Here is a 21,961-nt window from a genome sequence, read left to right as displayed (position 1 = left end):
GCGATCCGAGCATCATCGCGCAGGCCGGGCCGCCGTGCCCGCGCGCGATGCCGGAGTCGGCGGGCGTCCTGGCTTGTCGACGGGACGCGCCGTCCTTGGGGTGGCGCGTCCCACCGGCGGCTGTCCCATCCGCAAGACGGGCAGGCTCACGACGACTTCCGCAGCTCTCGCGCGATCACCAGCCGCTGGATCTGGTTGGTGCCCTCGAAGATCTGCGGCACCTTCGCCTCCCGCATGTACCGCTCCACCGGGAAGTCCCTGGTGTAGCCGGCGCCGCCGAGGATCTGCACCGCGTCGGTGGTGACCTTCATGGCGTTGTCCGTGGCGATCAGCTTCGCGATCGCCGCCTGCCGCGCGAACGGCATGCCTCGGTCCCTGCGGCGGGCCGCATCGAGGTAGGTCGCCCGCGCCGACTCCACCGCGGCGGCCATGTCCGCCAGCATGAACTCCACGCCCTGGAAGTCGATGATCGGCCGGCCGAACTGCGTGCGCTCCTTGGCGTACGCCACCGCTTCGTCCAGCGCCGCCTGGGCGAGGCCGACCGCGCACGCGGCGATCCCCAGCCGTCCGGACGCCAGCGACTCCAGCGCGATGCGCAGCCCCTGCCCCTCGTCGCCGATGCGCCGCTCCACCGGGACGCGCGCGTCGTCGAAGATCATTTGGGCAGTCGTGGAGGCCGTCATGCCCATCTTCTTCTCGGGCTCGGCCGCGCTCAGCCCTTCCGTCTCGGCGTCCACCAGCAGGCACGTGATGCCTTTGCCGCCGTCCGGGGAGGTGCGGACCATCGTGGTGTAGAAGTCCGCTTCGCCGCCGTGCGTGATCCACGCCTTCGTGCCGTTGATCACATATTCGTCCCCGGAGTGAACTGCTCTGGTGGACAGCGCTGCGGCGTCGGAACCGGCGTGCGGCTCCGACAGCGCATACGCGCCGAGCAGGTCACCGCCCAGCATGGCCGGCAACCACTTGTCACGCTGTTCATCAGTCCCGTAGTGCGCGAGGGCGTAGCACGACATGGTGTGCACGGACAGCCCGACGCCCACCGACATCCACGCCGTGGCGATCTCCTCCAGCACCTGGAGGTACACTTCGTACGGCACGTCTCCGCCGCCCCAGCGCTCCGGGTAAGGCAGTCCGAGCAGGCCAGATTTGCCCAGCAGCCGGAACTGCTCGCGCGGGAACCTGGACTGTTCCTCGTACTCGGCGGCCAGCGGGGCCAACTCCTCGCGGGCGATCTCCCGCGCCAGCGAGACCAAGTCCTCGGCCTCGGTGGAAGGCAGCAGACGCTCGGCAGGCATGGCGCTCCCTTGCGACTTCATGCGAACAGCTGGTCGCTAAAGACTACCGAGCGCCCCTGTCCCAAGACCTAGTGGACGACAGAGTGAGTTGTCTCACCCGATCGGATCGTGATCGTGGTGACGGATAGTCGTCGGCGTGCTGCGGGGATCGGCGATGTTCAGCTAGGTTAGGGCCGAATCCCCAATCCACGTGAGAGGACCACCCATGTCCGACGCCGCAGCCAAGCCGAGCAGCGAAGAGACAGCGACGCTGCGTGTACCGGGTGGCGAGCATGTCATGAACATCGTGCCGGCTACCGAAGGCGCGTCCGGCATCGAACTTGGCAAGCTGCTGGCCTCCACCGGGTACATCACCCTGGACCCCGGCTTCGTTAACACCGGGGCGGCATCGTCGGCGATCTGCTACATCGACGGCGAGGCGGGGATCCTGCGCTACCGCGGTTACCCGATCGAGCAACTCGCCGAGCAGTCGACGTTCATGGAAGTGTCGTACCTGCTGATCTACGGCGAACTTCCGACCAGGGAGCAGCTCGACGCCTTCACTGACCGGGTTCGGCGGCACACGTTGCTGCACGAGGATCTGAAGCGGTTCTTCGACGGCTTCCCGCGCGACGCGCACCCGATGCCGGTGCTGTCCAGCGCGGTGTCCGCGCTGTCGACCTTCTACCAGGACTCGCTCGACCCGTTCGACGCCGAGGCCGTGGAGCTGTCCACGGTGCGCCTGCTGGCGAAGGTGCCGACGCTGGCGGCTTACTCGTACAAGAAGTCGATCGGGCAGCCGTTCCTCTACCCGGACAACTCGCTGAGCCTGGTGGAGAACTTCCTCCGAATGACGTTCGGGCTGCCTGCCGAGCCCTACGAGGACCCCGAGGTGGTCAAGGCGCTGGATCTGCTGTTCGTCCTGCACGCCGACCACGAGCAGAACTGCTCGACGTCCACCGTGCGCCTGGTGGGTTCGTCCGAGGCGAACTTGTTCGCCAGCATCTCGGCGGGCATCAACGCGCTGTTCGGTCCGCTGCACGGCGGGGCGAACCAGGCGGTGCTGACCATGCTGGAGGGCATCCGCGACGAAGGCGGCGATGTCGACCAGTTCGTCACCCGGGTGAAGAAGAAGGAAAAGGGCGTGCGCCTGATGGGCTTCGGCCACCGGGTGTACAAGAACTACGACCCGCGCGCCAAGATCATCAAGCGGACCGCGGACGAGATCCTCAACAAGCTCGGCAAGAGCGACGAGCTGCTGGACATCGCCGTCCGGCTGGAGGAGCGCGCGCTGTCCGACGAGTACTTCATCGAGCGCAAGCTGTACCCGAACGTCGACTTCTACACCGGCCTGATCTACCGGGCGCTCGGCTTCCCGACCGAGTACTTCACCGTGCTGTTCGCCCTCGGGCGGCTGCCCGGCTGGATCGCGCACTGGCGGGAGATGATGAGCGACCCGGCACGCAAGATCGGCAGGCCCCGGCAGGTCTACACCGGCTACGGCCTGCGCGACTACGTGCCCATCGACCAGCGCTGATCGGCGCGAACAGCGCACACCCAGCCGATGCGTCACGGCCCGCGGCGCCCGAGTGGCCCGCGGGCCTTCGTCGTTCGGCCGTGTCCCGTTCAGCGGGTTCCGCGCAGCGCGTCCCGCACCCGCATGCGGCTTCCGGTGTGCAGCACCGCATTGTGATACACCCGGCCGCCGAGCCAGGTCAGCGCCACCACGGCGGCAAGCGTGACGATCAGCGACAGGGCGATCTCCCACCCGGCGACCTGGCCTGCGGTGATCCGCCCCGGCATGATCACCGGCGACAGCAACGGCACGTGCGACAAAGCCGCCACACCCGTGCCGTCCGGGTTCTGCAGCATCAGGTTCAAGCCGACCACGAAGCCCAGCGTCAGCACGATCGTCACGGGCGTGACGACGGACTGTACGTCCTCCTGCCGAGAGACCAGCGAGCCGGCCGCAGCGAACAACGTGGCGTACAAGAAGAAGCCGACCACGTACCAGACCACACCCCAGATCAGGGCGCCGATGGCGACACCGGACAACGTCACCACACCGCTGGCGACGGCCATGACCAGGCCGACGCCGGCGACGATCACCAGCTGCGCCAGCCCGACCAGCCCGATCCCCACGACCTTCCCCAGCAGCAGCTGCCACGGCTGCACGGTGGCCAGCAGGATCTCCACCACCCGGCTGGCCTTCTCCTCGACCACCCCCTGGGCGACCATGGTCCCGTACGTGCTGATCGCCATGAACAGCAGGAACACCATGATCAGGCCGATGCCGAGCCGCTGGCCGTGTTCCGCGCCGGCCGGCGCGACCGTGGTCACCTCGACGTCCGCCTGGCTTGCCTGGGCGAGCACCGCCCGCGGATCGGTCACCCCGGCCTTGGCCAGTTCCCCGGTGAGGATCTGCTGCCGGGCGATGTCGATCAACACGGCACGCAGGCGGTCGTCGAGCTCGGAGCGCACCAGCACCTCGGGTTCGGCCGGGTTGCCGAACACCACCGCGTCCAGCTCGTCGGCCTCCAGCTTGGCGCGCGCCGCCGTGCGGTCGCCGACCTGGGTGGTGTGCACTTCGAGCCCGACCGCCTTCCCGGCGACCTGCAACGGTCCGGCGATGCTGGTGGCCTGGCCGGTCAGGCCGACGTCGACCCGGTGCGCGTCGCTGAACAGGGACGCTTGCAGCAGCAGGTAGCCGGCCAGCACGGCGATGATCACCGCGGTCGACATCACGAACGACCGCGTGCGCAGCCGGGTGTCGATCTCGCGTTGCGCGACGAGCCGGACCGCGGTCGCCGGTGCGACCTCGGTGTGCGAGCGGGCCAGTTCACGCATGACGACTCCCACCGCCGTCCTCGGTCACCACGGCGCGGAACAGCTCCACCAGCGACGGCCGGTGCCTGGTGAATCCGGTGACCGGCCCGGTGGCCAGGGCGGCATGCAGCACGGCCTGATCGTCGGCACCCGGGGCCAGCCGCAGCACGGTCCGCGGCCCTTCCTCCGCGACGACCGTCACGCCGGGCAGGTTGGCTGCCCAGTCGGGCTCCGCCTGCGGTGCGACCACCTCGAGCTCGGCACCCGCCGAGGCGGTCAGTTCCTCGACCGATCCGACCGCCACCATGCGGCCGCCCGCGATGATGCCGATCCGGTCGCACAACCGCTCGACCAGATCGAGCTGATGGCTGGAGAAGACGACCGGCACACCGCGCGCGGCCTCTTCCCGCAGCACGTCGCTCATCACGTCCACCGCGACCGGATCCAGCCCGGAGAACGGCTCGTCGAGCACCAGCAGGTCCGGCTCGTGCACCAGGGCGGCGGCCAGCTGCACTCGTTGCTGGTTGCCGAGGCTCAGCTTCTGCACCTCGTCGCCGCGGCGGTGGTCCAGTCCGAGCCTGCCGAGCCAGCGCTGGGTGGCGGCCCGCGCGTCGACGCTGCTCAGCCCGTGCAGTTCGGCCAGGTAGACCAGGTGGTCGGCAACCTTCATCTTCGGGTACAGCCCGCGTTCCTCGGGCATGTAGCCGATGCGGGTGCGCACCTGCCGCGTGATCGGTGCGCCGCCGAAGGTGACCTCGCCGGCGTCCGGGTTGAGCACCCCGAGCACGATCCGCATCGTGGTGGTCTTGCCCGCGCCGTTGCTGCCGACGAACCCGAACAGCTCGCCCGGGCGCACCGTGAAGCCCACGTCCCGCAGGGCGACCACCTGTCCGAAGCGCTTGTGCAGCCCGCTGATGGCCAGCGTGTGCTCGGGCACGGCAACCTCCAGCTCCGCGGTGGGCCCAGGCGTGGACGGGGTTACGCGCGCAATGATCGCGTACCGTCGGTGGGTCGTCGTCGCCGGGTCGGTGCCATGCCTTCGCAATCAGCGGCTGGTTCGGCCGCAACCGGCCGAACCGGCGGTCGCGTCCGGGGCATGCGGGCCAGGTGCGACCGGTGGCTTCCCGGTGCGCGACCGGCGCAATTCACCATCGCGTTCGGCGCAGCGGCCTGCTGAGCCGTCCGGCGAACGGCGAGGGCCGAGCCGCCGTGCCGATCGCGCGACGACTCGGCCCTCGGCCGGAGTCGATGCACCCGCCGCCCGCGGGGCTACTTCACCGTCTCGACGGTCAGCTCCCCTTGTGCGTGCCGGGCGCGCAGCCGCTTCTTGTCGAACTTGCCGACCGAGGTCTTGGGCACCTCGTCGATGAACGTCCAGTACTCCGGCAGCTGCCACTTGGCCACCTTGTCGACCAGGAACTCGCGCAGCTCCGCGGCGGTCACCGACTGGCCTTCCTTGATCACCACGGCCACCAGCGGCCGCTCGTCCCACTTCTCGTCCGGGATGCCGACCACCGCGGCCTCGGCCACCGCCGGGTGCGCCATGACGTGGTTCTCCAGCTCCACCGACGAGATCCACTCGCCGCCGGACTTGATCACGTCCTTGGCCCGGTCGGTCAGCGTCAGGAAGCCGTCCGGGGTGATGTGCCCGACGTCGCCGGTGCGCAGCCAGCCGTCGTGGAACTTCTCCGGGTCCGGGTCGCGGTAGTAGGCGGCGGCGATCCACGGTCCGGCCACCTCGAGCTCGCCGACGCTCTTGCCGTCCCACGGCAGCTCCTTGCCGTCCGCGCCGATCAGCCTGGCCTGCACGCTGGCCGGGAAGCGGCCCTGGGTGTAGCGGTAGGCCCACTCCTGCTCGCCCGTGACGCCCCGCGGCGGCCGAGCCACGCTGCCCAGCGGCGACGTCTCGGTCATGCCCCAGGCGTGCACGACACGCACGTTGTGCTTCTCCTCGAACGCGTGCATCAGCGACGGCGGCACGGCCGAACCGCCCACCACGACCTCCCGCAGGTGGGAGATGTCCTGGGGATTCTGCTCCAGGTACTGCAGCAGGCCCTGCCACACGGTGGGCACCGCCGCGGCGAACGTCGGCTTCTCCGTCGCCAGGATCTTGGCGATCGGCTCGGGCTGCAGGAACCGGTCCGGCATGACCAGCGAGGCGCCCGACATGAACGCCGCGTACGGCAGGCCCCAGCTCATCGCGTGGAACTGCGGCACGATGGCCAGCGTCTTGTCCCGCTGGGACAGCGCCATGCCGTCGGTCATGCAGACCTGCATCGAGTGCAGCCAGATCGACCGGTGCGAGTACACCACGCCCTTCGGGTCGCCGGTGGTCCCGGACGTGTAGCACATCGCGGCCGCGGTGTTCTCGTCCAGCGACGGCCAGTCGAACTCCTCCGGCTGGGCGGCCAGCAGGTCCTCGTAACCGTGCACCTCGACGCCGTCCGGTGCCTGCACCGTGCTCGGGTCGCCGTTGGCCACCACCACGTGACGCACCGTGGTGAACTTCGGCAGCTGCTGGTTCAGCAGCGGCACCAGCGTCCCGTCGACGATGATCACGTAGTCCTCGGCGTGGTTGACCACGTAGATCAGCTGTTCGGGGAACAGGCGGATGTTCAGCGTGTGCAGCACCGCGCCCATCGACGGCACCGCGAGGTAGGCCTCGAGATGCTCGTTGTTGTTCCACATGAACGTGCCGACGCGCTGGTCGGAGTCCACCCCGAGGCTGCGTAGCGCGTGCGCCAGCTGAGCTGAACGGCGACCGATCTGCGCGTACGTCGCTACCCGAGACTCGCTGCCGGTCCAGGTGGCCACCGTGCTGCTGCCGTGCACGGTCGAGCCGTAACGCAGCAACTGTGCGATCGACAGCGGCACGTTCTGCATAGTTCCGAGCATCGGACTTGCCTCCCGAACGATCGTTTGTGTGCCGCGAGCCTAATCCCCGTCCCCCTGCCTCAAAAGGGGGGAAATCGCCCGGTCAGGCGGCCAAAACCGGTCGTGAGCATGGCGTGTCGGTTGCGCGGGTACCTGACAGGTGGCGTTTACTGGGGGAACGCACCCTCCCGGGCACGACAGCGGCACAGGCATCCGCACCCGGATGGGTGACCGGATAGGAAGGATCAGTACGTTGGCTCTGCCCACGTTTGACTCCCGAGCAGCGCGCTGCGGCGCTGGCGAAGGCCGCCGAGGCCCGCAAGGCGCGGTCGGAACTGCTCGCGGCGATCAAGTCCGGCGAGAAGAGCATCGAGAACGTGCTCAAGGCCGCCAAGGACGACAAGACCATCGGCAAGACCAAGGTCGCGCAGCTGCTCAAGGCGGTGCCAGGGCTCGGCGCGGTGAAGGTCGCCGCCTTGATGGAGCAGGCCGGCATCGACAAGGACCGGCGGGCCGCCGGCCTGGGTGCGCGGCAGCGTGAGGCGCTGCTGGCGGCGCTGAAGTAGGCCGGCCGGATCCTCGTCGCGGTGGGGCGCGCCAGGCCATGGTCCGGCGCGGCCTGCCGAGTGGTCGTTGCCCGGGTCACGTGCGGCCCGGGCGCCGGGGAGCCGCGTGCCAGAATCGTCGGGTGACCGATACCGCGCGCGCTGAGGTGACCGATCCGGCCAAGCTGCTGGACGGTTACCGGGCGGGCGAGTTCGCGTTCGCCACGCCGGAGCGCACGCTGCTGGCCGTCGGTGCCGACCGTGAGCTGACCGGCACCGACGTGGTCGCGCTGGACGATGCGCTCCCCGCGGAATTCGCCACGGCGGCGACACCGATCGCGGTCGGCGTCCTGCCGTTCGGCGACAGCGCGCCCGCGCGGCTGACCATCCCGAGCCATTTCCATTGCACCGGGCCGGCGCATGCGGCGATGGCCGGCAGGCCGGACCGGGTGCTGAGCGCGCCCGCGCGGATGATCGCGGTGCCGTCGGAGCAGCAGCACCAGGAGGCGGTGGCCGAGGCGGTGCGGCTGTTGCGGCAAGGACAGCTGAACAAGGTCGTTCTGGCTCGCGCGCTCGACGTCACGTTCCACGCGCCGGTCGACCCGGCGGCGCTGCTGCACAACCTGGTCTCCGGGAATCCGACCGGTTTCACGTTCGCGGCGCCCTTGCCCGGCCCGCGGTCGGCCACGTTGATCGGGTCCACCCCGGAGCTGCTGGTCCGCCGGGTGGGCAATCGGGTGTTCGCGCACCCGCACGCCGGTACCGCTCCCCGCTCCAGCGACCCGGTCGAGGATGCGGACAACGCCGCGCGGCTGGTCGCATCGAGCAAGGAGCGCACCGAGCACGCCCTGGTCGTCGAAGCCGTCGTGGAGGCGCTGCGTCCGTTCTGCCGGAGCATGTCGGTTCCCGCCGAGCCGTCCTTGACGTCGACGCCTGCTGTCTGGCACCTCGGCACGGCGATCACCGGTGAGTTGTCCGAGTCGGGCTCCGACGCCAGCGCGCTGCGGCTGGCCGCGGCGCTGCACCCGACGCCTGCGGTGTGCGGGACACCGACTGCCGCGGCTCGCGAGCTGGCCGAGAAGCTTGAACCGTTCGACCGCGACTACTACGCGGGCGCGGTCGGCTGGGTGGATGCCGCGGGAGACGGCGAGTGGGCGGTCAGCATCCGATGTGCTGAGGTCGACGGGGAAAGGATGCGGCTGTACGCCGGTGGAGGCATCGTCGCCGCGTCCGATCCGGCGGCGGAGCTCGCCGAGACGTCAGCGAAATTCGCGACGCTGCTGCGCGCCCTGGGTATCACCGCGACGGCTTGAGTTCGCCGAAGTCCGCCGCGCGCCACCATCGCTGGTTCACGGTGAGGCCGTTCGCGGTGAGCGCGGCGACCGCGGCCGCATAACCCTGGCCGGCGTCGAGATCGACGATTGCCGTCGTGGCTGGGTCCAACGCGTCGTGGGCGCTGGCCAGCAACGCAGGCGGGGCCTCCGGCGGCGCGAGCGTGATGCTCCTCAGCGGCACCTTCAGGCCGAGACCGGTGGCTTTCATGAGCGCTTCCTTGCGTGCCCAGTAGGTGAAGAACAGCCGTGCGCGTTCCGCGGCCGGCCGGCCGGCGACGGCGTCCAGCTCGGCGTCGGACAGCGCATAGTTCAGCAGGTCGTCGCCGCTGGAGCGGGAGGTGGACTCGACGTCCAGCCCGATCGACGTGCCGACGGCGACCGCCAGCCCGACCCGTTGGCCGGCGTGCGAGATGGACAGCTCGAGGTCGTTGCCGGGTATGCGTGGCTTCCCGTGCTGCTTGCCGCAGTCCGGGCAGGTCGCATCCAGCTCGACCGACGTCGGCGGGACACCGAGATACCTTCCGGCGACGGTGCGGGCAAGCACGCGGCCGGTCAGGAAGCGCAGGCGGTCGGCAGGCCGGCGATACGCCTCGTACCGGGTGCGCTCGGCCGGAGCGAGCATCGCGAGCCAGGTGCTGGCGGCGCCGGCGGGGAGTGGCGTAGCCCACCACACATCACACGCCACGGCTTTCGACACGCTGTTAAGTTACGCCAGAAACGCACCGGTAACCGGGAGGGCTTGATGGCTGATCTGAATGGTCGAGTCGCAGTGGTGACGGGAGCGGCGCGCGGCATCGGCGCGGCGACGGCACGGCGCCTGGCCGCCGACGGCGCGGCGGTCGCGGTGCTGGACCTCGACCCGGCGGCTGCCGAGCCAACCGTCTCGGCCATCACGCAAGCCGGCGGCAAGGCGATCGCCGTCGGGGCCGACGTCAGCGACGAGGACGCGGTCAAGGCCGCGTTCCAGCGCGTGGCCGACGAGCTCGGCCCGATCGGCATCCTGATCAACAACGCCGGCGTCACCAGGGACAACCTGCTGTTCAAGATGTCCGCCGACGACTGGGACACCGTCATGGGGGTGCACCTGCGCGGCGCGTTCCTGTGCAGCAGGGCGGCCCAGTCGTACATGGTCGAGCAGAAGTGGGGCAAGATCGTCAACACCTCGAGCGTGTCCGCGCTCGGCAACCGGGGGCAGGCCAACTACTCCGCGGCCAAGGCCGGGTTGCAGGGATTCACCAGGACGCTGGCGATCGAGCTCGGGCCGTTCGGCATCAACGTCAACGCGGTCGCACCGGGCTTCATCGCCACCGAGATGACCGACGCGACGGCGCGGCGCCTCGGGCTGAGCCCGGAGCAGCTGCGCGAGGAGACCGCGAAGGTGACGCCGCTGCGTCGCGTCGGGGCCCCGGAGGACATCGCCAACGTGGTGGCGTTCCTGTGCAGCGAGGACGCCTCGTTCGTGACCGGGCAGACGATCTACGTCGACGGCGGCCGCAAGCTGTAGCCGCTCAGATCTTGATGCCCCACGTGCTGCGGGCGATGGCGCGGCACCGGTCCATGTCCGGCTGTGCCGGGGCCGGGCTCGCGCCGACCGTCCGCAGCACCAACGCGGCGTAATGCACGCCGATGTCGTGCAGGGTGAGCGGACCGCGCGGCGAGTACCAATGCGCGACGCCACTGCACATCTGCAGCAGCGCGCGCCTGGTGACGCCGTTCTCGTCGGGCAGGAAGACACCCTGCTTCTGCCCTTCGGCCAGCACGTCGGACCAGATCTGCTCGTAGGCGTCCCGCTGTTCCACGACGCGGCGGCGGATCCTCGGTGACAGCGCGCGCAGCTCGTTGTCGACTACCGCCGTTTCCTTGGCGTGGGCGGCGTGCGCGATGGTGTGCAGCGCGGCCAGCCTGCCCAGCTTCTCCTGGGGGTCGTCGGTGTCGTTGGTGGCCTCCTTGGCCGCCGACAGCAGCCGATCCAGGCAGTCCGCCATGATGTCGGCCAGCAGGTCTTCCTTAGTCCCCATGTAGTGGTACAGGCTGGCCGAGGAGAGCTTGGCCGCGTCGGCCAGCTCGCGGATGCCGACCCCGTGGTAGCCCTTGGCGGCGAACAGCCGCACGGCGGCTTTGCGGACCCGGGTGTGCGTGGTGTTCACAGCCATGCCCGCGCCACCCTGTCGTAGGCGCCGGCCAGCGGGTCGGCGGACTTCAGTCGTCCCTTGGCCACTCGCTCGGATGCTGTCATCGGCAATTCGTCGACCACCTTCCAGTAGCGCGGCACTTTGAAGTAGGCGAGTTTGGCGGCGCAGTGCTCGGCGAGCTCGTCCGGCGTCGGGTCGGCACCGTCGGCCGGGACGACAAACGCCTCCACTTCTTCTCCACGGATCTCGTCCGGTACTCCGATCACTGCCGCCAGCCGCACACCCGGATGCAGCAACAAGGCGCGTTCGACTTCGTCGGCGGAGATGTTCTCCCCGCTGCGGCGGATCATGTCCTTGGTGCGGCCGACGTAGTAGATCCGGCCGCGGTCGTCCATGCGCACCAGATCGCCGGTGTGGAACCAGCCGTTGCGGAACGCTCGCACGGTGTCGTCCGGGCGCTGGTGGTAGCCGAGCATCAGGCCGACCCCGCGGATGGCCAGCTCGCCGGTCTCGCCGCGAGGTACCGGCCGGTCGTCCGGGCCGAGCACGGCCACTTCCCGTCCCGGCACCGGGGTTCCGATGCACCCGGTCCCGACCACCTCGTCGTGGTCCTGTGGGCGCACCCGGATGTCCGCGCCGGTCTCGGTCATCCCGAACGCCTCGAACCACGGCACGCCCCAGCGTTCCTCGAGCCTGCTGTGCAGCTCGCCCGGGATCGCCGACGCGTGGACCGCACGGACGCGGTGTCGCTTGTCCTCCTCGGACGGCGGCTGGCGCAGCAGCAGCGTCGGCATCATGCCAAGGCAGTAGAACCAGGTGACACCGTGTTCCCGCACCTTGGACCAGAACGTGGACGGGTGGAAGCGGTCCAGCACGACCAACCGTGCCCCGGACGCCAGGCCGACGGCGACATGCCACTGCGGGTCGATGTAGTGGAACGGCTGGGCGGTGAGCATGACGTCGTCGGAGCGGAGCCACGGGTGCTCGGTGATCATCCCGCGGGCCAGCGTGGTCCAGTACCGGTGCGGCAGCACGCAGCCCTTGGGGGCGCCGGTGGTGCCCGACGTGTACTGAATGTTGACCGGTTGCTCGCCCGCAGGCAGTGGCAGCTCGGGTTTCGGCTTGCCTGCCGGCAGTTCGCCCGGGGTGAGTACGCGCTCGACACCGGCCTTCGGGGCGATCACCCGCAGCATCTCGACGAACTCCGGGGCGCCGACCACCACCCGGGCCCCGGCGTCGGCGAGCACGTGCGAGCCGTCCAGCTCCCGGTAGTTGACGTTCACCGGGACCATGGCCGCACCCAGCTTGGCCGTGGCCAGCCAGAGCAGGGGGAACTCCGGGCAGTTGCGCAGCATGAGCGCGACCCGGTCACCCGGGGACACGCCCAGGCTCGCCAGCGCCCCGGCGAATTCGTCGCTGCGCGCGTGCACCTCGGCGAACGTGAGCGAGCGGGGTTCTCCGCCGGTGTCGAACACCCATGCCGTGCGGTCCGGCCACGACTCGGCGGCCCGGGCCGTCAGGCGTGCCAGATCGTCGATGCCGGTCAGATCGGTCATTCCGCCCTCCGGGTGCGGAAACGCTCGGCGGGCTCGGCTACTTCCGCGGCGGTGTCGGTGATCAGCGCGTGCGCGACTTCCAGCTCCAGCGCGGCGTCCAAGGCGGAGTCGATGCCGGCGTCCAGCGCCCGCTTGGCCAGCGTCACCGCGTAGGCCGGTTTCTGCGCGATCGCCCGCGCCCAGCGCAGCGCTGTCTCCCTGGCGTCCGGCACGACCGCGTTCACCAGACCGAGCCGGGCCGCCTCCGCGGCGTCGACGCGTTCGCCGAGCAGGAGCAGTTCCTTGGCCTTGAGCGGTCCGACGAGCAGCGGGAGGAGTCGGGAGATCCCGCCGGTCACGCTCAGGCCGAGCCCCGCCTCCGGGAAAGCGAACTGCGCGTCCTCGGCGGCCAGCACCAGGTCGCAGCCGAGCGCGAATTCCGCCCCGGCGCCGATGGCGTAGCCGTGCACGGCGGCGATCACCGGCTGGGGCAGCTCACGGATCCGGCGGGTCACCTGCTGCAGCCGTTCGATGCGGCGCCGGGAATCACCGCCCGCCGGGGGTTCCTTCAGGTCGTATCCGGCGCAGAAGGCCCGGCCCGCGCCGGTCAGCACGACCGCGCCCGCGTCGCTGCCCGCGACCTCCGCCAGCCGCGCCAGCAGGTCGTCCACCAGTGCGGGAACGACCGCGTTCAGTCGCTCGGGCCGATTGAGGGTCACCACCGCGACGCCGTCGGTGAACCGGAGCGCCACGGTGTCCGATGTCCGAACCGCCATGCAGCCGAGTCTAGCCGGACGATCGATCGATCGATAGGCTGAACGGCATGCGGGTCGACGTGGTCTACACGGGAGCGCGGGTACTCACCGGACCGGACTTCCGCCCGGCCGACGCGGTGGCGGTGCACGCCGGGCGCGTGGTGGCGCTGGGCGCCGATGCGGCTGAGCTGGACGCGCGGAGCCGGATCGATCTCGGCGGTGCCGTCGTGGTGCCGGGCTTTCACGACGCGCACAACCACATGGCCTGGTACGGCATGCAGTTGACGGCACTGGACTTGAGCGAGCGGACGTGCCGCAGTGTCGACGACGTCTACGCCGCGGTGGCGAAGGCCGCCGCCGAGCAGCCGCCGGGCAGCTGGATCATCGGCAGCGGCTACGACCAGAACAAGCTCGCCGGGGGACATCCCACGGCCGAGGGGCTGGATCGGGTGGCCGGGGAGCATTTCGTCCAGCTCAAGCACACGTCCGGGCACATGTGCGTGGTGAACTCCGCGGTGCTCCGGCAGCTGGATCTGGCCAACGTGCCGACCGGTGGCGACGTGGTGCGGGACGCCGAGGGGCGGCCGACCGGGCTGCTGCGGGAGCAGGCGCAGCGGCTGCTCGATCCGCTCAGGTACCCGGTGCCGCTGGAGGACGTGACGCGCGGCATCGCCCTGGCAAGCGAGCGGTATCTGGCGGAGGGGATCACCAGCGTTCAGGAAGCCGGCATCGGCAGGGGGCTGGTCGGCAACACGCCGATCGAGCTCGCGGCCTATCAGCAGGCGCGCGAGGCCGGGCAGCTCGGCGTGCGCACGACGCTCATGGTGGCGGCGCAGTCCCTGCGCGAGCTGGACCACGCGCCGTCCGACGACGTGGTTTTCGGGCTGGACCTGGGTATCCGGACGGGCTTCGGTGACGACTGGCTGCGCATCGGCCCGATGAAGCTGTTCTCCGACGGCTCGTTGATCGGCCGGACGTGCGCGATGCACGAGCCGTTCGAGGGCGAGCCGGACAACCGCGGCTATTTCCAGATGCCCGAGGAGGACATCGCCGAGACGATCCGCAAGGCGCATCGCTCGGGCTGGCAGATCGCCACGCACGCCATCGGCGATCGCGCGGTCAGCGTGGTCCTGGACGCCTACGCCGCCGCGCTGGCCGAGTTCCCGCGGCGGGATCATCGGCATCGCATCGAGCACTGCGGGGTGATCGGCGACGCGGACGTGGCCCGGCTGGCCGAGCTGGGCGTGATCCCGGTGCCGCAGGGCAGGTTCGTGAGCGAACTCGGCGACGGCATGCGGGCCGCGCTCGGGCCGTCACGGGAGGACCACTGCTATCGCGTGCGCAGTTTCCTCGCCGCCGGATGTGTGGTCCCCGGCAGTTCGGACCGGCCGGTGGTGGACGGGGCGCCGCTGCCGGGGATCGTGGACATGGTCCGCCGCCGCACGTCGAGCGGGGTGCTGTTGGGCGCGGACGAGCGGGTCAGCGCAGCCGAGGCGCTGCGCGCCTACACGTTCGGGTCGGCTTTCGCGTCGTTCACCGAGGCGGATCGGGGCACGATCGAGGTGGGCAAGCTCGCGGACTTCGCGGTGCTGTCCCACGACCCGACCGATCCGGAGACGTTGGACGAGGTGCGCGTGCTGGCCACCGTGGTCGGCGGCGACATGGTGTTCGAAAGGAGCGGGGATGCCGGTACGTGACGCCGGGCCGAACGACATCGAGGAGATCTGCGCGCTGATCGAGGAGCACGCGGAGTACGAGGGCAAGCCCGATCTCAAGCTGGACCGGGCCGAGATGGCCACGTACTTGTTCGGTGACGACCCCAAGGCGTGGGTGGTGCTGGCCTACCCCGATGGGCAGCCGGAGACGGTTGCCGGCTTCGCGTTCTGCTGCTGGAACTTCTCGACGTGGCAGGGCAAGCCCGGCATCTGGATGGACGACTTGTACGTCCGGCCGCAGTTCCGCCGCCTGGGCCTGGCCACCGAGCTGCTGCACGACCTGAAGTCGCGCACCGACGGCCGGGTCGAGTGGGAGATGCAGGTCGACAACGACAAGGGCAAGGCCTTCTACGCGCGGCTGGGCGCCCAGCCGGTGCCGGGGTGGATCCGCTACCGGTGGATCTAGCCGCTTCGCCGGCGCGGCGTGGCGATCCGCCGCCAGGCTTCCCATGACGGAGCCCGGTATGGGGTCGACGGTGCAGGAAACCCGGATCTGACCAGGCCTGATTAAGGTGAAGGTATGCCGGAGGCGAAGCGGCGCTCGGCGTCGATCGAGGACTACGTGCGGGTGATCTACGGCCTGGTGGAACGGGGCGAGCAGGTCACCAACACGTCGTTGGCTGCGCGCATGTCGGTCAGCCCGTCCTCGGCGTCGGGCATGGTGACCAAGCTGGCGCAGCAGGGCCTGGTCGCGCATGCCCCGTATCGCGGCATCGAGTTGACCGCGGAGGGCGAGAAGCTGGCCCGCTCGGTGCTGCGCCGCCACCGGCTCATCGAGACCTACCTGGTGTCCGAGCTCGGCTACACCTGGGACGAGGTGCACGCCGAGGCGGACGCGTTGGAGCACGCGGTGTCGGACCGGCTGATCGAGCGCATGGCCGCCAAGCTGGGCAATCCGGTGCGCGACCCGCACGGCGATCCGATCCCGACGTCGGACGGGGTGGTCGACGAGGCGCCGCTGCGCATCCTCGACGAGCTGGAACCCGGTGCCGTCGGCGAGATCGCCCGGGTCTGGGACACCGACCCGGAGCTGCTGCGATACCTGTCCGAGCGCTCCATCGGCCTCGGCGAACGCATCGAGGTGATCGAGCGGCAGCCGTTCGGCGGCCCCTTGGTGGTCAAGGTCGGCTCACCGCCACGGGAGACCACCCACGCCCTCGGCTCGAAGATCGCCCGGGCGTTGTCGGTCGCGGTCAAGTCCGGCTGACCGTCAGCCGCGCGGCGCATACATGATCACCGCGACGCCGACCAGGCACAGGCCGGCGCCGACCAGGTCCCAGCGATCCGGTCGGAAGCCGTCGACGACCACTCCCCACAGCAGGGATCCGGCGACGAACACGCCGCCGTAGGCGGCGAGGATCCGGCCGAAGTGCGGGTCCGGCTGCAGCGTCGCCACGAAGCCGTATGCGCCGAGCACGATGACGCCGGCGGCCACCCACAGGTACCCGGCGTGCTCGCGAATACCCTGCCAGACCAGCCACGCGCCGCCGATTTCGCACAGTGCCGCCAGCGCGAACAGGAACACCGAACGTGCCACCGTCATCCGGCGAGAGTACTGCGCCGCCCGGATCGGCCACGCGACTCGAGCGACGGTCGTCAGGGCGCACCGACCCAGGGCGCCCGCGACCACCGAACGGTGACACCGTGCGTGCCGCGCCGGGTCATGATGATCAGCCCCGCCCGGCGAGTGCAGTTCCGTAGCCAGGCCCGGGACACCAGACACCCAGAAGACGCCACGCCAGACGCTCAGAAGACGCCACGCCGAATCGTTCGGCGTCGGTCACACCGCCGGATCACACCGCCGGATCACACTGCTGGATGACGAGGACAGGGGTGCCGGTCCGGGTCGGACAGGTCGGTCGGTCGAGCGGGGAGGCGCGCCGAGGGCTGGCGAAGGCGTCCGCCGAGCCGCTCGTCGCGCCGAACCATCCATTCGTCGACAGGCCGGCCGACACGCTTCGAACATGCCTCGTCACACTGCGACCCGTCTGCAGGCTTGGATTACGACATTCGGTATGGTCTGCCGCCGAGTCGGCGCGAGTGCAGCGGACTCGACACACTGGGTAGTTTTTCGCCCACTGGACGCGACGGATTACGCCCGTGTGGGTGAAGGCGATGGTGGGAGGTTCGGCGCGTGCGTAGCCAGGAGCGAGACGAGGTCGCCGCGGTGACTGCGTGGACGGTCCGCGTCGGTACGACGGTGCTGATCACCATCGGCGGGCTGGCGGGGCTGAGCTCGCCGGCCTGGGCCGTCGATGCGACGGCTCCCACCAACTTCGGCGTCCTGGGCCCGGTCGGCATCGTTGCCGTCGGCGTCGGCGTGCTCGGCATGATCGCGGGCGTGGCGCGCCGCCGCAGGCAGGCCCTCGCCCGGTCGGTCGCCGAGCGCAATGCGGCGGCGGAACAGGTCGTCGCGGAACGCGCGGCGCGGGCCGCGGCGAACGAGACGTCCGGTCGGCAGACCGTCCCAGGGCCTTCGCGGCCGCCCGCCATCGAGAACACCGCCCAGCAGGTGACCGTTCACGACACCCAGCTCGCCTGAGCGCCTGCCCGGAGCCCGCGTTCCGCCCTTTCGACATTCGTCGTCATCCGCGGTGTGACCGAGTACACGCTCCGCCGTTGTCCTCTCTTCCTGCACGTCGGCTCGGCCGCATGCGCGTTGACATGCGGCTTCGGTTTCGCCCATCCGCCGGGGGCAGTATGCGTCCGCTGGAACCCGTGGCGAGGGTGCCCAGAACTTCCGTACTGTCGGCTGCATGATCCCGTCTCCTTCGGCTTTGTCACGGGCATTGCGTCGCGCGGAGACCGGAGCGACGCTCGACGTCACCGAAGCGACCACCCTGCTGCACGCCACGGGCGAGGAGTTCGACCGGTTGCTGGCCGCGGCCGCCCGCGTCCGCGACGCTCACCTGGCCGATCAGGGACACCCCGGTGTCCTCACCTACAGCCGGAACGTCTTCGTCCCGCTGACCCGGCTGTGCCGGGATCGGTGCCACTACTGCACGTTCGTCACCGTTCCCGGCAAGGTGCCGCACGCGCTCTACCTCGAGCGGGACGAGGTGGTGGAGATCGCCCGCAAGGGCGCTGAGCAAGGCTGCAAGGAAGCGTTGTTCACGCTCGGCGACCGGCCGGAGGCGCGCTGGCCGCAAGCCCGCGAATGGCTGGAGGAACGGGGCTATTCCTCCACCGTCGACTACGTCCGGGCCTGCGCCATCGCCGTGCTGGAGGAAACAGGGCTGCTGCCGCACCTCAATCCCGGCGTGCTGACCTGGGAGGAACTGCAGCGGCTCAAGCCGGTCGCGGCCAGCATGGGCATGATGCTGGAGACCACCGCGGAGCGGCTGTGGTCGGAGAAGGGCGGCCCGCACTACGGGTCGCCGGACAAGGAGCCCAGGGTCCGGCTCCGCGTGCTCGACGACGCCGGCCGGGTCGGCGTGCCGTTCACCACCGGCATCCTGGTCGGGATCGGGGAGAACCGCGCCGAGCGGGCCGAGTCGTTGCTGGCCATCCGGCAGCGCGCCCGGCAGTACCGGAACATCCAGGAAGTCATCGTGCAGAACTTCCGGGCGAAGCCGGACACCGCGATGCGGTCGGCGCCCGACGCGTCGCTGCACGACCTGGCGGCGACCGTGGCGGTGGCGCGCCTGCTCATGCCGCCCGGGGTGTCCATCCAGGCGCCGCCGAACCTCATCGACGAGGAGTACGAGCTGCTGCTGCGCGCGGGCATCGACGACTGGGGTGGCGTGTCGCCGCTGACCCCGGACCACGTCAACCCGGAGCGCCCGTGGCCCGCGGTGGACAAGCTGGCCGAACGGACCCGGGCGGCGGGTTTCGAGCTCCGCGAGCGGCTGACGGCCTATCCGCGCTACGTGCGGGCTGCCGAACGCTGGATCGACATCCGGCTGCACGAGCACGTGCGGGCCCTGGCCACGCCGGACGGCCTGGCGAACCCGGATGCCGAGGTGGTCGGCCGCCCATGGCAGGAGCCCGACGGCGGCCTGCAGACCGAGGGACGATCCGACCTGCACACCGCGGTCGACACCGACGGCCGCACCGACGACCGTCGCGGCGACTTCGACTCGGTCTACGGCGACTGGGACGTCCTGCGCGATCAGGTTTCCTCGCGGGGTGCGCCGGAGCGCCTGGACGGTGACGTTCTCGCCGGGTTGCAGCTGGCCGCCGAGCGTCCCGCGGCGTTGCTGGAGCGGGAGAACGAGGCCGCGGCGCTGGCGCTGCTCACCGCGGACGGCGCCGCGTTGGAGCAGCTGGCCCGGCTGGCCGACGACCTCCGCGCCGACGTGGTCGGCGACGACATCACCTACGTCGTCAACCGCAACATCAACTTCTCCAACGTCTGCTACGTCGGCTGCCGGTTCTGTGCCTTCGCGCAGCGCGAGCGGGACGCCGACGCCTACCGGCTCTCCGTGGACGAGGTCGCGCAGCGGGCCGTGGAAGCGGCTGAGGCCGGTGCGACCGAGGTGTGCATGCAGGGCGGCATCGACCCGAAGCTGCCGGTGTCCTACTACGCCGACATCGTCCGTGCCATCAAGGACCGTGTTCCGCAGATGCACGTCCACGCCTTCTCGCCGATGGAGATCGTCTCGGTGGCGGCCAAGGCCGGGGTGTCCGTCGAGGAATGGCTGACCGAGCTGCGCGACGCGGGCCTCGGGTCCATCCCGGGAACCGCGGCGGAGATCCTGGACGACGACGTGCGCTGGATCCTGACCAAGGGCAAGCTGCCGACCCAGACGTGGATCGACGTGATCACGACCGCGCACCGGCTGGGTATCCCGTCGAGCAGCACGATGATGTACGGCCACGTCGACCGCCCGCAGCACTGGCTCGGGCACCTGCGGGTGCTGGCGCGCATCCAGGACGAGACCGGTGGCTTCACCGAGTTCGTCGGCCTGCCGTTCGTGCACCACAACGCCCCGATCTACCTGGCGGGCGTGGCCCGGCCAGGCCCGACGATGCGGGACAACCGGGCGGTGCACGCGTTCGCCCGGCTCGCCTTGCACGGGCGGATCGACAACATCCAGTGCTCGTGGGTCAAGCTCGGCGATCAGGGCACCGCGCAGCTGTTGCGCGGCGGGGCCAACGACATCGGCGGCACGCTGATGGAGGAGACCATCTCGCGCATGGCGGGCTCCGAGCACGGATCGTCGCGCACGCCGAAGCAGCTGGAACAGCTCGCCGCGCTGGTCGGACGGCCGGCGCGGCAGCGCACCACCACCTACGAGCGCGTGCAGATGGCCGCCTGAGCGGTGGCGGCCTGCAACAAAGCCCACACCGCCCGATACGCGGTCTCTGGTGACAAGGCCGTCGGCGCTCGCGGGCCTGCTCGACTCACGGGTGTTTGGGACGGGAGTGCGGGCTTGCCGGGTTTTGCTGGGTATCTGTCGGCCCTTGATGTCACGCTGGGAAAGCAGGTAGACACCAGCAGTGACGAGGGGGGATAGTGCTGATGTCCCGGACCGTGAAGCCTGTGGAGACGCTCGATGTGGAGCAGGTCTGCCGGATGTTCGGGCTCAACAAAGTGTGGGTGGCCGCGCAGGTGGCGCTCGGGCGGCTACCACGGCCGGAACGGATTGGTGTCCGCCGTTGCTGGCGAGCCGACCAGCTGTGGCGGGCCATTGCCGCGGTGAATCCTCGCGCGGCGGGTCGGGCGCCGCTGCGGTACTGGCCAAGCCTCGTCGAGACGCCCGGGCACAGCATGCGGCAAATCCCTGGGGCGATGGTGCAGGACTGGTACGTCGGTCAGGTGACGCTGCGGGTGGTCTGGCCGCTACCGGGACTGGCCGAGCCGAGCCTGAAGACCGCAGCGGGCTTGCGGCCGGTGGTGGACCGGCTGCTGAAGGTCTCGGTCGAGATCGGCCTGTACGGTCCCGTGCTGATTGCGTACGACCGTCACGGCAAGCCCGACGAGAGAGCCGGGGGTGAGGAGGACTGGGCCGTTTACGCTGACACGATCGGTGGCACCGCCCCCCACTGGCCCTACACTCTGAGCCCGCCTGCGGTCATGGAGCGCTGGGAACCGGGCATCCCGGTCGCTGAGGTCGCCGCGACACCGGAGGTGGACATCACCCCACTGCTGCAGTTGGCGGCCGCGCTCCCCGATGCATCGCCCGCCCAGCGCACCCTGATCAACTTGGCGCGGACCATCCAGTCCCGCGCTACCGACAGTGCCCGTAATGACCTCGAGATCTTCGCGGGCGAGGAACGTTTCCGCGCTGTGGCACCGGCCGTGTCGCCGATGCCGGTTCCCGACGCCGAGACCGACGATTTGCCCGAAGACATCCGACGCGCGGGCTGGCTGGAAGTTCTCAGCCGCCGGGACGACCTCGCCGCAGCGGCGATCCATCGGCTGCGGGTCTGGGACGGCGGCGAAGCCCTGCCGTTCAGCAAGTACGAGACGATCGATCTGCGCGATCCGCACAGCAAAGAATGGGCGGCCCGACTCCGCCCCGTAGACCAGCCCACCGTCGCTTTCGACGTGGTGCGTGTCAACGAGAGAGGTGGCCGAATACCTCATCGACCCAGAGACTGACGCTCCAGTGATCCGCCCGGTCGGCAAGGACCACGTGCTGCATGCGGCGGTCCCGCAGCGTCTTCCTGCCCGCAGCCCGCTGGCCGAGCTGATCCTGAAAGGGCCGATCTGGATCCGCACCGAAGACGGCACCCTCTACATGGCACCTCGTGGCAACTATTTCGGTCTGTCGTGGGGGTATGCAGGCTCGGGTCCCGGCACCCTGGCATTGCTCATCCACCGCCTGCTGGACGACATCAACGCGCCCGCGGCGAACAGCAGCAACGGCGCACCAGCCACCCTGAAAGTGTTCACCCAGATCAACTGGCCCCAGGGAACTGTCTTCACCCGCCAGCAACTGGAAGCAGCTCGCAACGGCCGCCCCTACCACAAGCCGGGCGGTGAGTCGTGACGGTGCGCCCGGTGAGCATGGGGAAGCGTCGAA

At 70.1% G+C, this 21,961-nt stretch carries 20 protein-coding genes; 11 read left to right on the top strand and 9 right to left on the bottom strand.

Annotated features, from left to right (window positions below; genetic code table 11):
• Positions 1 to 146: 146 nt before the first annotated feature.
• Complete coding sequence (locus tag YWY_RS0108995; protein WP_028847351.1) at positions 147 to 1,295, bottom strand: acyl-CoA dehydrogenase family protein; 1,149 nt, start codon at positions 1,293 to 1,295, stop codon at positions 147 to 149.
• Positions 1,296 to 1,500: 205 nt separating this feature from the next.
• Between YWY_RS0108995 and YWY_RS0108990 the strand changes: the two genes are divergently transcribed.
• Entirely contained in the window at positions 1,501 to 2,811 is a 1,311-nt protein-coding gene (locus YWY_RS0108990) for a citrate synthase (protein ID WP_038044875.1), read from the top strand.
• A gap of 89 nt (positions 2,812 to 2,900) precedes the next feature.
• Here YWY_RS0108990 and YWY_RS0108985 read toward each other — a convergent pair whose 3' ends face one another.
• From YWY_RS0108985 to YWY_RS0108975, 3 genes are all read right to left on the bottom strand, one after another.
• Positions 2,901 to 4,121 (bottom strand): ABC transporter permease, encoded by a 1,221-nt coding sequence (locus YWY_RS0108985; RefSeq protein ID WP_028847349.1) that lies wholly within the window; start codon positions 4,119 to 4,121, stop codon positions 2,901 to 2,903.
• Complete coding sequence (locus YWY_RS0108980; RefSeq protein WP_028847348.1) at positions 4,114 to 5,037, bottom strand: ABC transporter ATP-binding protein; 924 nt, start codon at positions 5,035 to 5,037, stop codon at positions 4,114 to 4,116. The genes YWY_RS0108985 and YWY_RS0108980 overlap by 8 nt, the downstream gene beginning before the upstream one ends.
• A 332-nt stretch (positions 5,038 to 5,369) precedes the next feature.
• The gene (locus YWY_RS0108975) at positions 5,370 to 6,995 is read right to left on the bottom strand and encodes a long-chain fatty acid--CoA ligase (protein WP_028847347.1); all 1,626 of its coding nucleotides are present in this window, start codon (positions 6,993 to 6,995) and stop codon (positions 5,370 to 5,372) included.
• A gap of 248 nt (positions 6,996 to 7,243) precedes the next feature.
• Here YWY_RS0108975 and mihF point away from each other — a divergent pair, with 248 nt between their 5' ends.
• Entirely contained in the window at positions 7,244 to 7,540 is a 297-nt protein-coding gene (gene mihF, locus YWY_RS0108970) for an integration host factor, actinobacterial type (RefSeq protein WP_028847346.1), read from the top strand.
• A gap of 122 nt (positions 7,541 to 7,662) precedes the next feature.
• Positions 7,663 to 8,832, top strand: coding sequence for an isochorismate synthase (locus YWY_RS0108965; protein ID WP_245566610.1), 1,170 nt, complete (start codon positions 7,663 to 7,665; stop codon positions 8,830 to 8,832).
• Here the strand turns inward: YWY_RS0108965 and YWY_RS21040 are convergent.
• Positions 8,816 to 9,475, bottom strand: a complete 660-nt coding sequence (locus YWY_RS21040; protein WP_084609133.1) for a 4'-phosphopantetheinyl transferase family protein — start codon at positions 9,473 to 9,475, stop codon at positions 8,816 to 8,818. The two genes, YWY_RS0108965 and YWY_RS21040, sit on opposite strands and share 17 nt — an antisense overlap.
• A gap of 120 nt (positions 9,476 to 9,595) precedes the next feature.
• Here YWY_RS21040 and YWY_RS0108955 point away from each other — a divergent pair, with 120 nt between their 5' ends.
• Entirely contained in the window at positions 9,596 to 10,357 is a 762-nt protein-coding gene (locus tag YWY_RS0108955) for a beta-ketoacyl-ACP reductase (RefSeq protein WP_028847344.1), read from the top strand.
• Between the two features lie 4 nt (positions 10,358 to 10,361).
• On the opposite strand, the gene YWY_RS0108950 is transcribed toward YWY_RS0108955, so the two are convergent.
• Genes YWY_RS0108950 through YWY_RS0108940 form a run of 3 tightly spaced genes read right to left on the bottom strand, consistent with a single transcriptional unit; the run spans position 10,362 to position 13,296 of the window.
• Entirely contained in the window at positions 10,362 to 11,006 is a 645-nt protein-coding gene (locus YWY_RS0108950; RefSeq protein WP_028847343.1) for a TetR/AcrR family transcriptional regulator, read from the bottom strand.
• Positions 10,997 to 12,541, bottom strand: coding sequence for an ATP-dependent acyl-CoA ligase (locus YWY_RS0108945; RefSeq protein WP_028847342.1), 1,545 nt, complete (start codon positions 12,539 to 12,541; stop codon positions 10,997 to 10,999). Before YWY_RS0108945 ends, YWY_RS0108950 begins: the two co-directional genes overlap by 10 nt.
• Positions 12,538 to 13,296, bottom strand: coding sequence for an enoyl-CoA hydratase/isomerase family protein (locus YWY_RS0108940; RefSeq protein WP_038044873.1), 759 nt, complete (start codon positions 13,294 to 13,296; stop codon positions 12,538 to 12,540). The genes YWY_RS0108945 and YWY_RS0108940 overlap by 4 nt, the downstream gene beginning before the upstream one ends.
• 47 nt (positions 13,297 to 13,343) lie before the next feature.
• On the opposite strand from YWY_RS0108940, the gene YWY_RS0108935 reads away from it, so the two are divergent.
• The 3 genes from YWY_RS0108935 to YWY_RS0108925 all read left to right on the top strand — a co-directional run bounded on the left by YWY_RS0108935 (position 13,344) and on the right by YWY_RS0108925 (position 16,197).
• Complete coding sequence (locus tag YWY_RS0108935; protein WP_028847340.1) at positions 13,344 to 14,972, top strand: amidohydrolase; 1,629 nt, start codon at positions 13,344 to 13,346, stop codon at positions 14,970 to 14,972.
• Positions 14,959 to 15,396, top strand: a complete 438-nt coding sequence (locus YWY_RS0108930) for a GNAT family N-acetyltransferase (RefSeq protein WP_028847339.1) — start codon at positions 14,959 to 14,961, stop codon at positions 15,394 to 15,396. Before YWY_RS0108935 ends, YWY_RS0108930 begins: the two co-directional genes overlap by 14 nt.
• A gap of 114 nt (positions 15,397 to 15,510) precedes the next feature.
• Positions 15,511 to 16,197 (top strand): metal-dependent transcriptional regulator, encoded by a 687-nt coding sequence (locus YWY_RS0108925; RefSeq protein ID WP_028847338.1) that lies wholly within the window; start codon positions 15,511 to 15,513, stop codon positions 16,195 to 16,197.
• Positions 16,198 to 16,200: 3 nt separating this feature from the next.
• Here the strand turns inward: YWY_RS0108925 and YWY_RS0108920 are convergent, their stop codons facing one another.
• Positions 16,201 to 16,533, bottom strand: a complete 333-nt coding sequence (locus tag YWY_RS0108920; protein WP_028847337.1) for a YnfA family protein — start codon at positions 16,531 to 16,533, stop codon at positions 16,201 to 16,203.
• A 591-nt stretch (positions 16,534 to 17,124) separates the two neighbouring features.
• Here YWY_RS0108920 and YWY_RS21035 point away from each other — a divergent pair.
• The 4 genes from YWY_RS21035 (at position 17,125) to YWY_RS0108900 (ending at position 21,928) form a co-directional block, all read left to right on the top strand.
• On the top strand, positions 17,125 to 17,532 hold the full coding sequence (locus tag YWY_RS21035) for a hypothetical protein (RefSeq protein WP_038044872.1): 408 nt from the start codon (positions 17,125 to 17,127) through the stop codon (positions 17,530 to 17,532).
• Between the two features lie 214 nt (positions 17,533 to 17,746).
• Positions 17,747 to 20,251, top strand: a complete 2,505-nt coding sequence (locus YWY_RS0108910) for a bifunctional FO biosynthesis protein CofGH (protein WP_038044871.1) — start codon at positions 17,747 to 17,749, stop codon at positions 20,249 to 20,251.
• 224 nt (positions 20,252 to 20,475) lie between these two features.
• Complete coding sequence (locus YWY_RS0108905) at positions 20,476 to 21,537, top strand: helix-turn-helix transcriptional regulator (RefSeq protein WP_156899161.1); 1,062 nt, start codon at positions 20,476 to 20,478, stop codon at positions 21,535 to 21,537.
• On the top strand, positions 21,506 to 21,928 hold the full coding sequence (locus tag YWY_RS0108900) for a hypothetical protein (protein ID WP_156899160.1): 423 nt from the start codon (positions 21,506 to 21,508) through the stop codon (positions 21,926 to 21,928). The genes YWY_RS0108905 and YWY_RS0108900 overlap by 32 nt, the downstream gene beginning before the upstream one ends.
• Positions 21,929 to 21,961 lie beyond the last annotated feature (33 nt).

Origin of the sequence: Thermocrispum agreste DSM 44070, assembly GCF_000427905.1 — a bacterium.
Lineage (GTDB): Bacteria > Actinomycetota > Actinomycetes > Mycobacteriales > Pseudonocardiaceae > Thermocrispum > Thermocrispum agreste.
Note: the sequence above shows the minus strand (reverse complement) of the source record. Positions and strands in the feature narration are given on the sequence as shown.